9 protein-coding genes are annotated in these 13,530 nt (G+C 73.0%); 6 read left to right on the top strand and 3 right to left on the bottom strand.

The genetic code is table 11. The annotated features are described in order from the left end of the window. Nucleotides 1–55: 55 nt before the first annotated feature. Nucleotides 56–442 carry a winged helix-turn-helix transcriptional regulator gene (locus tag ACIBEA_RS24725; RefSeq protein ID WP_399264357.1) on the top strand — a complete coding sequence of 129 codons (387 nt, stop codon included), beginning with the start codon at nt 56–58 and terminating at the stop codon, nt 440–442. Nucleotides 443–561: 119 nt separating this feature from the next. On the opposite strand, the gene mfd is transcribed toward ACIBEA_RS24725, so the two are convergent. Beyond that, the gene (mfd, locus tag ACIBEA_RS24720; RefSeq protein ID WP_399264355.1) at nt 562–4,101 is read right to left on the bottom strand and encodes a transcription-repair coupling factor; all 3,540 of its coding nucleotides are present in this window, start codon (nt 4,099–4,101) and stop codon (nt 562–564) included. Nucleotides 4,102–4,318: 217 nt separating this feature from the next. On the opposite strand from mfd, the gene ACIBEA_RS24715 reads away from it, so the two are divergent. From ACIBEA_RS24715 to ACIBEA_RS24705, 3 genes are read left to right on the top strand one after another with little or no spacing between them, the layout of a single operon-like run. Continuing rightward, on the top strand, nt 4,319–4,807 hold the full coding sequence (locus ACIBEA_RS24715; RefSeq protein WP_399264353.1) for a SigE family RNA polymerase sigma factor: 489 nt from the start codon (nt 4,319–4,321) through the stop codon (nt 4,805–4,807). Beyond that, entirely contained in the window at nt 4,800–5,444 is a 645-nt protein-coding gene (locus ACIBEA_RS24710) for a hypothetical protein (RefSeq protein ID WP_399264351.1), read from the top strand. The genes ACIBEA_RS24715 and ACIBEA_RS24710 overlap by 8 nt, the downstream gene beginning before the upstream one ends. A 5-nt stretch (nt 5,445–5,449) precedes the next feature. Then, nucleotides 5,450–6,940, top strand: a complete 1,491-nt coding sequence (locus ACIBEA_RS24705) for a DUF2079 domain-containing protein (RefSeq protein WP_399264439.1) — start codon at nt 5,450–5,452, stop codon at nt 6,938–6,940. 178 nt (nt 6,941–7,118) lie between these two features. Here the strand turns inward: ACIBEA_RS24705 and ACIBEA_RS24700 are convergent, their stop codons facing one another. Then, nucleotides 7,119–9,695, bottom strand: a complete 2,577-nt coding sequence (locus tag ACIBEA_RS24700) for an ABC transporter permease (protein ID WP_399264349.1) — start codon at nt 9,693–9,695, stop codon at nt 7,119–7,121. Next, on the bottom strand, nt 9,692–10,480 hold the full coding sequence (locus ACIBEA_RS24695) for an ABC transporter ATP-binding protein (RefSeq protein ID WP_354382970.1): 789 nt from the start codon (nt 10,478–10,480) through the stop codon (nt 9,692–9,694). Before ACIBEA_RS24695 ends, ACIBEA_RS24700 begins: the two co-directional genes overlap by 4 nt. A gap of 460 nt (nt 10,481–10,940) precedes the next feature. Here ACIBEA_RS24695 and ACIBEA_RS24690 point away from each other — a divergent pair, with 460 nt between their 5' ends. Both ACIBEA_RS24690 and ACIBEA_RS24685 read left to right on the top strand, forming a co-directional pair. Next, nucleotides 10,941–12,440, top strand: a complete 1,500-nt coding sequence (locus tag ACIBEA_RS24690; protein ID WP_399264437.1) for an MDR family MFS transporter — start codon at nt 10,941–10,943, stop codon at nt 12,438–12,440. 89 nt (nt 12,441–12,529) lie between these two features. After that, complete coding sequence (locus tag ACIBEA_RS24685; protein WP_399264347.1) at nt 12,530–13,519, top strand: hypothetical protein; 990 nt, start codon at nt 12,530–12,532, stop codon at nt 13,517–13,519. The last annotated feature ends 11 nt before the right edge of the window (nt 13,520–13,530 follow it).

Here is a 13,530-nt window from a genome sequence, read left to right as displayed (position 1 = left end):
GGGAGCGTAGGTCGAGAGCTGGTTTCCGATCGGATACCGGCCTACGGTGTGGATCATGACGAAGCCGCCGCAGCAGGCCGACCGGACGGCCCTGGACCCCGAGACGTTCGACCCCGTCCGCCCGTCCCCGCTGGTGCCGTTCCGCGTGGGCGACAAGTGGGGCACGCTGATCCTGCGGTGCCTGCAGGACGGCCCGCGCCGGTTCTCGGAGCTCAAGGTGCCGCTGCGTGGCATCACGGCCAAATCGCTGACCCAGTCACTGCGCAGGCTGGAGCGGGACGGTTTCGTCGCACGGGAGGAACACACGGGCGCGGAGCGCCGTGTCGAGTACGCCTTGACCCCGCTCGGCCTGGGCCTGCTGGGCCCGCTGGACGCGGCCTGCGCATGGACGCGAGATCACTGGGACGAGCTGATCGACGCGCAGGAGGCGGGCCGGACTTGAGGTCTTCTTCATGTGCCTCCGCCGAGGACCGGGCAGCGATCGAGCTCTGCGCCGGACCCACGCCCTGAGGTGACGTGACGGGGTCCGGCTTCGAGCGCGGCGACGGCGACGCGACGGGGTCAGGACCCCAGGATCGTGGTGAGGAACTCCCCCGTCCAGGCCAGGAGTTCCCGCCCGACCAGCGGCTTGCCGCCGACCCGGGCGGTCTTCGGGCGCGGCACCAGCACCTGCGAGGCGGCCGGCTTGATGACCGTCCCCGGGTAGAGCCGCTTGAGCCGCAGCTCCTGCGATTCGCGCAGCTCCACCGGGCCGAAGCGGATGTTGGTGCCCGCCAGGGTGATGTCGCCGACCCCGCAGGCGCGCGCCAGCATCCGCAGGCCCGCCACGAGCAGCAGGTTCTCCACCGGCTCGGGCAGCTTGCCGTAGCGGTCGGTCAGCTCCTCGCGCACCGCCTTGACGTCCGCTTCCGAGGAGGCGGCCGCGATCGAGCGGTAGGCCTGGAGGCGCAGGCCCTCGCCCGGCGCGTAGTCGTGCGGGACGTGCGCGTCGACCGGCAGCTCGATCTTCACGTCCAGCGGCGCCTCTTCCTGCTCGCCGCCCTCGACGGCGGAGCGGAAGTCGGCCACGGCCTCGCCGACCATCCGGATGTAGAGGTCGAAGCCGACGCCCGCGATGTGACCGGACTGCTCGCCGCCGAGCAGGTTGCCCGCGCCGCGGATCTCCAGGTCCTTCATGGCGACGTACATGCCCGCGCCCATCTCGGTGTGCTGGGCGATCGTCGCGAGCCGCTCGTGCGCGGTCTCGGTCAGCGGCTTCTCCGGCGGGTAGAGGAAGTAGGAGTAGCCGCGCTCGCGGCCACGGCCCACGCGGCCGCGGAGCTGGTGCAGCTGCGAGAGGCCGAAGGTGTCGCCGCGCTCCACGATCAGGGTGTTGGCGTTGGAGATGTCGATGCCGGACTCGACGATGGTCGTGGAGACCAGGACGTCGAACTTCTTCTCCCAGAAGTCGACGACGACCTGCTCCAGCTGGCTCTCGCCCATCTGACCGTGCGCGGTCGCGATCCGCGCCTCCGGCACGATCTCGCGCAGCTTGGCGGCCGCCCGGTCGATGGACTCGACCCGGTTGTGGATGTAGAAGACCTGGCCCTCGCGCAGCAGTTCGCGCCGGATGGCCGCGCCGATCTGCTTCTCCTCGTACGGACCGACGAAGGTCAGCACCGGGTGGCGCTCCTCCGGCGGGGTGGTGATCGTCGACATCTCGCGGATGCCGGTGACCGCCATCTCCAGGGTGCGCGGGATCGGGGTCGCGGACATGGTCAGGACGTCGACGTTCGCGCGGAGCTTCTTGAGCTGCTCCTTGTGCTCCACGCCGAAGCGCTGCTCCTCGTCGACGATGACCAGGCCCAGGTCCTTGAACTTGGTCTCCTGCGAGAAGAGCCGGTGGGTACCGATGACGATGTCCACCGAGCCCTCCTTGAGGCCCGCCAGGGTGGCCTTCGCCTCGGTGTCCGTCTGGAAGCGGGACAGCGCCCGGACCTTGACGGGGAACTGCGCGTAGCGCTCGGAGAAGGTGCCGAAGTGCTGCTGGACGAGGAGCGTGGTCGGCACCAGGACCGCGACCTGCTTGCCGTCCTGGACCGCCTTAAAGGCGGCGCGCACGGCGATCTCGGTCTTGCCGTAGCCGACGTCGCCGCAGATCAGCCGGTCCATCGGGACCGACTTCTCCATGTCCTCCTTGACCTCGGCGATCGTGGTCAGCTGGTCGGGCGTCTCGGCGTACGGGAAGGCGTCCTCCAGCTCCCGTTGCCAGGGGGTGTCCGGGCCGAAGGTGTGGCCGGGGGCCGCCATGCGGGCGCTGTAGAGCTTGATGAGGTCGGCGGCGATCTCCTTGACCGCCTTCTTCGCCTTCGCCTTGGTCTTGGTCCAGTCGGCGCCGCCGAGCCGGTGCAGGGTCGGGGCCTCGCCGCCGACGTACTTGGTGACCTGCTCCAGCTGGTCGGTGGGGATGTAGAGGCGGTCGCCGGGCTGGCCGCGCTTGGCGGGGGCGTACTCGACGAGCAGGTACTCGCGGGTGGCGCCCTGCACGGTGCGCTGGACCATCTCGACGTAGCGGCCGACGCCGTGCTGCTCGTGCACGATGTAGTCGCCGGCCTGGAGGGTCAGCGGGTCGATGGTCTTGCGGCGCCGGGTCGGCATCCGGCCGAGGTCCTTGGTGGCGGTGCGCTGCCCGGTCAGATCGGTCTCGGTGAGGACGGCGATCTTGAGGTGCGGGTCGACGAACCCGTTGTCCAGGGAGCCGCAGGCGACGTGGACCAGGGAGGGCTCCAGCACCGCGAGGTCGGCCTCCAGCCGGGCCGCGATGCCCTCGCCGCCGAGCACCTCGACGGTGCGGGCGGCCGGGCCGTGGCCCTCGGTGACGTAGACGGTGTGCCAGCCGTCGGCGATCCAGCCCTTGGTGTCGGCCAGGGCGCGGGCGGTGTCGCCGCGGTAGACCTCGGGGGCGTGCATGCCGAGCGTGAGCGTGTCCTCGCCCAGGTCTGCGTCCGCGGCGAAGGGCGAGACGGACCACCACATGGTGCCGAGCTCCCGGGCCCGGTCGCGGACGTCCGCGATCCCCCACAACGAGGCCGCGTTCAGGTCGATCGGGGCCTCACCGCCGCCCGCGGTGGCCGCCCAGGACGCCTGGAGGAACTCCTGGCTGGTGGCGACCAGGTCGGCGGCCCGGGTGCGGACCCGCTCGGGGTCGCAGACCACGGCCATCGCCCCGGCGGGCAGCACGTCCAGCAGCAGTTCCATGTCGTCGACCAGGACCGGGGCGAGGGACTCCATGCCCTCGACGGCGATCCCCTCGGCGATCTTGTGCAGCAGCTCGCCCAGCTCGGGGTGCTCGACCGCCAGCGCGGCGGCGCGCTCGCGCACCTCGTCGGTGAGCAGCAGCTCGCGGCAGGGCGGGGCCCACAGCCCGTGCTCGGCGATCTCCAGGGACCGCTGGTCGGCGACCTTGAAGTAGCGGATCTCCTCGACGTCGTCGCCCCAGAACTCCACCCGCAGGGGGTGCTCCTCGGTGGGCGGGAAGACGTCGAGGATGCCGCCGCGGACGGCGAACTCGCCGCGCTTCTCCACCAGCTCCACCCGGGCGTACGCCGCGGCGGCGAGCGCCTCGGTGATCTCGCCGAGGTCGGCGCTCTCACCGCCGCGCAGGGCCACGGGGACGAGGTCGCCCAGGCCCTTGACCTGCGGCTGGAGCACGGAACGGATCGGCGCGACGACGATGGAGATCGGACCTGCGGCCGGGTCGTCCTTGCTCGGGTGGGAGAGCCGGCGCAGTACCGCGAGGCGGCGGCCGACGGTGTCGCTGCGGGGCGAGAGGCGCTCGTGCGGCAGGGTCTCCCAGGACGGGAAGTCCACGACGGCGGCGGCCTGCTCCGGCGGCATCAGCGAGCGCAGCGCGGCCGCCAGGTCCTCGGCCTCCCGCCCGGTCGCGGTGACCGCGAGCACGGTCCGCTCGGTCCGCCGGGCCAGCGCCGCGATGGCGAAGGGCCGCGCCGCCGCCGGACCGACCAGATCCAGCTGCATCCGGTTCCCGTCCGCGGCCGCCTTGACCGCCTCGGTGAGCGCGGGATCCCGGGTGACGGCGTCGAGCAGTCCGTACAGGCTCATGAAGGCGGCTTTCCGTCCGGTGAAGGGGCAACGCGAAGGGCCCGACACGTCACACGGGCCGGGGTTCCCCACCTTACGGCGCACCCCGACACCGCGCGCGGGGGATTGCCGCCCGGGGACCGGCCCGGCCTGCGCCGAAGATCTTGGCCCGCGACGTCAACCTGTACGGGGGGCAGGAGCGTATACAGCTCGAAATCTGTCCAGCACCGGGAGCCGCATGACCGTCGAGGAGTTCGAGGAGTTCTACGCGCACTCCGTGAAACACCTGGTGGGACAGGTCTACCTGATGATCGGCGACCTGCACGAGGCGCAGGACGTGGTGCAGGAGGCCTTCGTACGGGCCTGGGCCAGGAGGTCCCGGCTCTCCCGGGACGCCGGGCCCGAGGCCTGGATCCGCACCGTGGCCTGGCGGCTCGCCGTGAGCCGCTGGCGCCGGCGCGGGCGGGCCGCCGAGGCCTGGCGGCGCCACGGCGCCCCGGCACCGGCCGCCTCCGATTCACCCGATCCCGCGACGGTCGCGCTCGTCGGCGCCCTGCGCACACTGCCCGAGCGGCAGCGACGGGTGGCCGTCCTCTTCTACGTCTGCGACCTGTCCGTGCAGCAGGTGGCCACCGAGACCGGCCTCGCGGAGGGCACCGTCAAGACCCACCTGTCCCGGGCGCGCGCCGCGCTCCGGCCGCACTTCGAGGAGGCGCGCGGTGAGTGATTCCCCGGAGCCCCAGGGCCCCCAGGAGCCCCAGGACCTTCCCCGATACGACGACCCGCTCGGCTACGACGACCCGCTCCGCTACGACGACCTGCTCGGCGACGCGTTCAAGCGGGCCGCCGGGGAGGGCGGCGGCCGGGTGCTGCCCGCCCCGGTCGCACTGGTCGAGGAGCGCGGGACCCGGCGCAGACGGCGCCGGCTGGCGGCCGTGTCCGCCTGCGCGGTGTGCGTGCTGGGCGCGGGCGGCGCCTTCGCCGCCATCGGCCTCGGTACGGGCCCCGGGCAGCGGGAGGCGCCGCCGGCCGCGCCCTCCGCGCCCCGGATCAGCGGGCCGCACGCCGACCGGTCCGGGCCGCAGGGCCTGACCCCGTCGACCGCGGTCGGGTCGGTGTTCCCGTCGGGGCCGCCCTGGAGCGGCGGCCCGGGATCCGGGTCCGCCTCCCCCGGCACCGCTCCCGGCACCGACGACGGGACGGGAATCACCGTGACCCCCTCGGCCCCCGACCCGGGAACCAGCGCCTCCGGGGACCAGCGGATCACCCCGAGCCCCGGGCCCTCCGGGCAGTCGGGCTCCCCCGCGCCCTCCAGGTCACCGGGCGGCTCCGGCGGCCCTGGCGGCGAAAGCCCGCGCCGGTGACCGCGCTGCACGCCCCGCCCCGGTCCCGGACCACCGCCGTCGGGACGCCCCCCGCGCCGCCCGCACCCTCTCCCGCTCCCGCTCCCGCGCCCGGCGGCGCTGCGGGGGCGGGTCCCGGGTCGGCGCACCGGCCGCCGGGGCACTGGGCCCCGTACCTCCTGGCCGCGGTCCTCTTCGCCCTCTACGCGCTGCTCTCGGTGCTGCGCTACGAGCGCCTGGAGACCATGTCCTGGGACCTCGGGATATTCGAGCAGGCCATCCGCTCCTACGCGCACCTGCGCGCGCCCGTCGTCGACCTCAAGGGGCCGGGCACCAACGTCCTGGGCGACCACTTCAGCCCGGTCACCGCGCTGCTGGCGCCCTTCTACCGGCTCTTCCCGACCCCGGTCACCCTGCTGGTCGCGCAGGCCGCGCTCTTCGCCCTCTCGGCCGTGCCCGTCGCCCGGGCCGGGGTCCGGCTGCTGGGGCGGGCGCGCGGGCTCGCCGTCGGGGCGGCGTACGGCCTGTCCTGGGGGATGCAGCGGGCCGTCGAATTCGACTTCCACGAGATCTGCTTCGCGGTCCCGCTGATCGCCTTCGCCCTGGAGGCGCTGCTGCGGCGGCGCTGGCGGGCGGCCCTGCTGTGGGGGCTGCCGCTGGTGCTGGTCAAGGAGGACCTCGGGTTCACCCTCGCCGCGCTGGCCTGCGTGGTCGGCTGGCGGGCCCGGGTGGCGGGCGATGCGCGCGCGGTCCGGCTCGCCGCCCTCACCGCCGCCTTCGGGACCGCCGCGAGCGTCCTCGTCCTCACCGTGGTCATCCCCGCCTTCAACACGGCCGGCGGCTACGACTACTGGGCCAAGATGACCGCCGGGACCCCCGACGCGGCCCTGACGGACGGCCTCGGCATCAAACTCGCCACCCTGGCCTGGCTGCTGGTCCCCACCACCGGGCTGCTCGCGGCGCGCTCACCGCTGCTGCTGGTGGCCGCGCCCACCCTCGGCTGGCGGTTCCTCTCCGGTGAGCCGCACTACTGGTCCACCGACTGGCACTACAGCGCGGTCCTGATGCCGATCCTCGCGCTGGCCCTCGCCGACGCGGTGGACCGCGCCCGGCGCTCGCCGCGGCCGTGGCTGCGGGCGTACGCCCTGCAACTGCCCTCCGCCGTACTGGCCACCGCGCTCGCGCTCAGCGTGACCGCGCTGCCGCTGGCCCGGCTGGCCGAGCCGGGGACGTACCGGATCCCGGACCGGGTGGCGGCGGCCGAGCGGCTCCTCGCGGGGATCCCGGACGGGGCGAGCGTGGAGGCGGACGTCGCGCCGATCGCCCGACTGACCTCGCGCTGCCGGGTCTTCTGGATCGGCGGCACCCGCGGCGTCGTCCCCGACTGGATCGTCTTCGCGGACACCCCGGACGACACCGGCGACCCCCGCGCCGAGGCCCACCGCCTCCACCCGACCGCGGAGTTCGTCCGCGAGGACGAAGCGGGCGGCTTCGTCCTCCTCCGCCGGGTGCGGTGACCCTCCGGGGGCGACAGCACCCTCCGGGGGCGCCTCAAACGCCGGCGAGGCTGGATGTTTCAGCCTCGCCGGCACTTGAGCCGACCCCAGGCCCGGGAAATCCAGCCCCGCCGGCGTTTGAGGCGCGGGGTCTGGGGCGGAGCCCCGGGAGCGGGAGTCCGAACCGGCCGCTACGCGCTCACTCGCTGCCGATCGCGTTCAGGACGTTCATCCGGCCCGCCCGGAAGGCCGGGACCAGGGCGGCGAACAGGCCCACGAAGGCCGATCCGGCGAAGACGCCCAGGATCGTCGGCCACGGGATCTCCAGGACCTTCAGGCCCTGGAGCGCCAGCAGTTGCTGACCGGCGATGCCCCAGCCCATGCCGAGGCCCAGGCCGAGCAGGGCGCCGAAGAGGGCGATGACCACCGACTCCAGACGGATCATGCGGCGCAGCTGGCGGCGGGAGAGGCCGATGGCGCGCATCAGGCCGATCTCGCGGGTCCGCTCGACCACCGAGAGGGCCAGGGTGTTCACCACGCCCAGCACCGCCACGATGATCGCGAGGGCGAGCAGGCCGTAGACGATGTTGAGCAGCTGGCCGACCTGGTCCTTGAGGCTCTTCTTGTAGTCGGCCTGGTTGCGCACGTCGTACTGCGGGTACGCGGCCATCGCGTCCTTCATGGCGCTGTAGGCGGCGTCCTGCTTGCCGTCCTCGGCCTTGGCGAACATGATCAGGTTCTGCGGCATCTTGTCGGCCGGCACGTACTGGGCGGCCGTCGTGATGCTGGTGTACATCGCACCCCGGTCGATGCTGCCCTCGTCCGAGGTGATGGCCCCGACCTTGAGCTTGGCGCTCGATCCGGCCTTGAAGGCGACCGTCACCTCGTCACCGAGCTTCAGGCCGTGTTCCTTCGCGTAGCCCTCGCCGACCGACAGGGCGTTCTTGGCGTACGCGCCCGCCAGCTCGCCGGAGACGGTCTTCTTGCGCACGTCCTGGGCGTAGGTCGGGTCGGCGGCGGACAGCGTCTTGTCCTCGGCCTTGCCGTCCGGCGTGGTGATCTTCGCGTCGAGGACCTTGTACGCGGTGACGTGGTCGATGCCGGGGACGGAGCGCAGCGCCTGGTCGGCCTGCGGAAGCACCGGCTGGCCGTTCTGCGACTGGATGATGAAGTCCGCCCCGACCGAGCGGTCGAGCTCGTCGGTGGCGGAGGCCACCATCGAGGAGCCGACCACCGACAGGCAGGCCACCAGGGCCAGGCCGATCATCAGCGCGGCGGCGGTGGCGCCCGTACGGCGCGGATTGCGCAGCGCGTTGCGCTCGGCGAGCCGGCCGACCGAACCGAAGGGCCGCAGCACCGCGCCGGCGAGCACCTTCACCACGCCGCCGGCCAGCAGCGGGCCGATCACGATGAAGCCGATCAGGGTGAGGACCACGCCCAGGCCGAGCCAGAGCGACCCGGTGGTCGCCTTGGTGGCGCCCGCGGCGGCGAACAGGGCGGCGCCGCCGGTGCCGGTGAGGACCAGGCCGATGACCGCGCGGACCACGCCCGCCTTGCGGTCGCCGGGGGTGCCGGCGTCGCGCAGGGCGGCCATCGGGGAGACCTTGCCGGCGCGGCGGGCCGGGAGGTAGGCGGAGACGACGGTGACGATGACCCCGAGCAGGATGCCGAGGACCGGGGTGGTCCACAGCACGGTCAGGTCGTCGGTGGACAGGTGCATCCCCATCTGACCCATGAGCTTCATCAGCCCCACGGCCAAGCCGACGCCCGCGCCGACGCCGAGCACCGAGCCGACCACGCCGAGCAGCAGGGCCTCGACCAGGACGGAGCGGTTGACCTGCCCGCGGTCGGCGCCGATGGCGCGCATCAGGCCGATCTCCCGGGTGCGCTGGGCGACCAGCATCGAGAAGGTGTTGAAGATCAGGAAGATGCCGACGAGGAAGGCGATCCCGGCGAAGGCGAGCATCGCGTACTTCATGACGTCGAGGAAGGAACCGACGTCCTTGCGGCCCGCGTCCGCGGACTCCTTGGCGGTCTGCAGCTTGTAGGTGCTTGCGCCGACGGAGGCGGCGATGTTCTTCTTCAGCTGGTCGTCGCTCACGCCGTCCTTGGCGACGACGTTGACGTGGGTGAAGGAGCCGGGGGCACCGAGCAGGACTTGCTGGGCGGTGGGGGTGTCGAAGTAGACGACGGCCGCGCCCGGGTTGGTCACCGTGAAGGTGGCGATGCCGGTGATCTTCGCGCGCAGGTCACCGGTCAGGGCGATCGTGCGCAGCTCGTCCCCGAGCGCGAGGTGGTGCTTCTTCGCCGTGTCGGCGTCGACCATCACCTCGGTGGGCCCGCGCGGCGCGTGCCCGGAGCTGATCTTCATGGACTTGAGCTCGTTGTCGTTCCAGCTGCCCGCGATGGTCGGGGCGCCGGTCGTCGAGCCCATGTTCTCGTTCTTGGCGTTGACCACGGTCACGGCCATCGAGATGACGCCGCCCTCGGCGGACTTGACGCCCTCGACCTTCTTGACCTGGTCGACGACCGATCCGGCGAGCGCGTCGGGGCGGCCGCGCTGCTGGGTCTCGCCCTCGTCCGCGGCCTCCTTGGGGGTGACCGTGACATCGGCGCTGGTGACCCCGAACAGCTTGTCGAAGGTCGCGTTCATCGTGTCGGTGAAGACGAGCGTGCCGCAGACGAAGGCGACGGAGAGCAGCACGGCTATCGCCGAGAGCGCCATCCGGCCCTTGTGCGCGGCGAAGTTGCGCAGCGAGGTCTTCATGACGGTCATGACGTCCGCCCGCGCGCGTCGAAGTCCTTCATGCGGTCCAGCACCGACTCGGCGGTCGGGTCGAACATCTCGTCCACGATCCGGCCGTCGGCGAGGTAGAGCACCCGGTCCGCGTAGGACGCGGCGACCGGGTCGTGGGTGACCATGACGATCGTCTGACCCAGCTCGTCGACCGAGCGGCGCAGGAAGCCGAGGACCTCGGCGCCCGCCCGCGAGTCCAGGTTCCCGGTCGGCTCGTCGCCGAAGATGATCTCGGGGCGGGCGGCCAGGGCGCGCGCCACGGCCACGCGCTGCTGCTGGCCGCCGGACAGCTGGGTCGGGCGGTGCTTGAGGCGGCCGGCCAGACCCACGGTCTCCACGACCCGGTTCAGCCACTCCGCGTCGGGCTTGCGGCCCGCGATGTCCATCGGGAGCGTGATGTTCTCCAGCGCGTTCAGCGTCGGGAGCAGGTTGAACGCCTGGAAGATGAAGCCGATCCGGTCCCGGCGCAGCTGGGTGAGCTTCTTATCCTTCAGCCCGGTGATCTCGGTGTCGGCGAGGTGGATCTGCCCGCTGCTCACGGTGTCGAGACCGGCCAGGCAGTGCATCAGCGTGGACTTGCCGGAGCCCGACGGACCCATGATGGCGGTGAAGCGGCTGCGGTGGATGTCCACGTCGACGCCGTCGAGGGCGACGACCCGGGTCTCGCCCGTGCCGTAGGCCTTGACGACCTGCCGAGCTCGCGCCGCGACGGCCACATGCCCTCCAGCTCCCCCGTGCCGGGTATCGGTCAGTGCGGTTGTCACGGCGTTCTCCTTGATTTTCCGGACCGGTTCCCGGTCCGCGTCGAAGTCTGTGCGGCGGTGGCGGGCGGCGCCCTGGTGCCAGTGGCCGAATGCGTACGGGGGCCAGCCCCACCCCCGTGGGAGCCGCCCCGTGCGGGCCACCCCCCGCGGCCCGTAGGAACCAGTTAAGAAGCCGGAGGGACTTTCGGCCTCCTCCGTCGGGACGAAAGGCCCCTGCTCCTTACTGGGGAGGGACCCCCTAGGGGACGTCCACCCTGCGGGTGAGGGGGCCTGGGGGATACCGCCGGTAGAACCGCGGTGAGATGGTGTTCTCCGCCGATGCGTGCACAGTGAAGGGATCTTGGTGACTACGGGGGAAGCGGGAACCGGGGCGGAAGCGGGCACCAGCGCGGATACGGGCGGGACGGACGGGACGGACGGGGCGCGCGCCCGACCCCGTACCGCCGTGGTCGCCGCACTGATGCTGACGATGGGTCTCGTCGCCCTCGACAGCACGATCGTGGCCACCGCCGTCCCGCAGATCGTCGGTGACCTCGGCGGCTTCTCCGTCTTCTCCTGGCTCTTCTCCGGCTACCTGCTCGCCGTCACCGTCTCCCTGCCCGTGTACGGGAAGCTGTCCGACACCTTCGGCCGCAAGCCCGTGCTCCTCTTCGGCGTGGCCCTCTTCCTGGTCGGCTCGCTGCTGTGCGCGGCCGCCTGGAACATGGCCGCGCTGATCGCCTTCCGCATCGTCCAGGGGCTGGGCGGCGGCGCCCTCCAGGGCACGGTGCAGACCCTGGCCGCCGACCTGTACCCGCTCAAGGAGCGGCCGCGGATCCAGTCCCGGATGTCCACCGTGTGGGCCACCTCCTCCGTCGCCGGACCCGCGGTCGGCGGGCTGCTCGCCGCCTACGCGGACTGGCGCTGGATCTTCCTGATCAACCTGCCGCTCGGCGGGCTGGCGCTGTGGCTGATCGTCCGGCACCTGGCCGAGCCGGTACGGGCCGCGGGCGCCCGGGGCCGGATCGACTGGGCGGGCGCGCTGGCCGTGTTCGCCTGCGGCGGGCTGCTGCTCTTCGCGCTGGTCCAGGGCGGGGTCGCCTGGCCCTGGCTGTCCGCGCCCTCGCTGGGCCTGCTGGCCGGGAGCGCGGTGCTGGCCGCGGTGGTGGTGTTGGTGGAGCGCCGGGCCGAGGAACCGATACTGCCCGGGTGGGTGTGGCGCCGGCGCACGATCGCCGCCGTCAATCTCGCCATGGCCGCGCTGGGGCTGCTGATGGTGGCCCCGATGGTGTTCATGCCGACGTACGCGCAGTCCGTCCTCGGTCTCGGGCCCATAGGCGCCGGGTTCGTCATGTCGGCGATGACCCTGAGCTGGCCGATATCCGCCGCCTTCAGCCAACACGTCTACCGGCGCATCGGCTTCCGCGACAGCGCGGTCATCGGCATGTCCCTGGCCGCCGCCGTCCTCTTCTCCTTCACCCTGCTCCCGGTGCACGCCCGGCCCTGGCAACCCGCGCTGGTGATGCTGGCGCTGGGCTGCGCGCTCGGGCTGTTCCAGCTGCCGCTGATGATCGGCGTGCAGTCCACGGTGGGCTGGGCCGAGCGCGGCACCACCACCGCCTCCGTCCTCTTCTCCCGGCAGGTCGGCCAGAGCATCGGCGCGGCGCTGCTGGGCGCCGTCGCCAACGCCACCATCGCGGCCCGGCTGGCCGACGCCCCGATGAGCGGGCTGCCGGCCCACCTGGACGACGTGTCCAAGGCCCTGGCGGAGCCGGGCGCGCTGCCCGTCGAGGCCGCCGACTACCTGCGGGGCGCGGTGGCCACCGCCGTGGACCACATCTACCTGGGGGCGACCGCGGCCGCGGTGGCCGCGGTACTGGTCCTGCTCCTGCTCGCGCCGCGCAGGTTCCCGGTGCTGACGGAGGCCCAGGAGCGGGCGGACCGGACGGACCGGGCGGACCGGACGGACCCGCAGAGCTGACGACCCGGCGCCCCGACGGCGTGGCGCACTTGTCATGGACCCGGCTACGCGGTACACCACGGACGGGGACCGAACTGGGGGAAACGACGATGGCCTGGCTACCCGCTCTGCTCACGCTCCTGGCCGCGCTCTGCCTGGCCTACTGGGCCCTGCGCGCCCACCCCGGCCTGGTCACCGGCCGCGACGGCAGGCTGTCCACGTCCAAGACGCTCGCCGCCGCCTGGACCGGGCTGCTCGTGTGGATGCTGATCGTCCTGCTCGGCTACGGGCTCACCCAGGGCATCGGCTGGTTCCGCAGCCCCGAGAACCCCTTCGGCCCCCTGACCGACGTCTACCTGCCGCTGCTCGGGGGCCCGTACCTGGCCCTCATCGGGGCCAAGGGCGTGGTCGGCCTGCGCGTGCAGAACGGGCGGCTCTTCAAGCCGGAGAAGCAGCCCGCCCCCGGCGCCCCGGCCCCCGGACCCGCCGCGCCCGCGCAGCCGCTGCCGATGGGCGAGCTCGTCTCCAACGATTCCGGCCAGACCGACCTGATGGACCTCCAGTACGTCGCCTTCAGCATCGTCACGATGCTCTACGTCGCCGCCTTCTTCGTGGCCGACGTGGGCGCGGGCCTGCCGAAGCTGCCGTCGGAGATCTGGGCGCTCACCGGCGCCCCGGCCGCGGCCTACCTGCTCAACAAGGTGGCCACCCGCCCCAACCCGGTCATCACCCGCGTCACGCGCGCGGGCGACCTCCTGCGCATCGAGGGCGGCGGCTTCGGCGACGACGCGATGCACGGCCGGGCCAAGGTCACCATCGGCGCGGAGCCGCAGCGGGAGGCCGACCTGGGCGCCGACGGCTCGCTGACCCTGGTCCGCCCGGCTCCCAGCACCGGCCCCGAGGCCCCCTTCACGGTGTACGTGACGGCGCGCGGCCTGCGCAGCGACCCGTACGCCTACGAGCCCCCGGCCCCGACGCCGACCTCGCCGACCCCGACAGCGGACCCGGCACCGGCGCCCGCCCAAGTCGTGGCCCCGGCCCAGGTCGTGGCCCAGCGGCCCGCCCCGGCCCCGACCGACCGACCGGAGCCGCGGCCTTAGTCGGCACGGCG

This window comes from Streptomyces sp. NPDC051555, assembly GCF_044454405.1.
Classification (GTDB): domain Bacteria; phylum Actinomycetota; class Actinomycetes; order Streptomycetales; family Streptomycetaceae; genus Streptomyces.
Note: the sequence above shows the minus strand (reverse complement) of the source record. Positions and strands in the feature narration are given on the sequence as shown.

Coding starts and splice junctions, on each gene's coding strand:
- ACIBEA_RS24725 (WP_399264357.1), top strand. CDS start 56: ATGACGAAGCCGCCGCAGCAGGCCGACCGGACGGCCCTGGACCCCGAG.
- mfd (WP_399264355.1), bottom strand. CDS start 4,101: ATGAGCCTGTACGGACTGCTCGACGCCGTCACCCGGGATCCCGCGCTC.
- ACIBEA_RS24715 (WP_399264353.1), top strand. CDS start 4,319: ATGACCGTCGAGGAGTTCGAGGAGTTCTACGCGCACTCCGTGAAACAC.
- ACIBEA_RS24700 (WP_399264349.1), bottom strand. CDS start 9,695: ATGACCGTCATGAAGACCTCGCTGCGCAACTTCGCCGCGCACAAGGGC.
- ACIBEA_RS24690 (WP_399264437.1), top strand. CDS start 10,941: ATGCTGACGATGGGTCTCGTCGCCCTCGACAGCACGATCGTGGCCACC.
- ACIBEA_RS24685 (WP_399264347.1), top strand. CDS start 12,530: ATGGCCTGGCTACCCGCTCTGCTCACGCTCCTGGCCGCGCTCTGCCTG.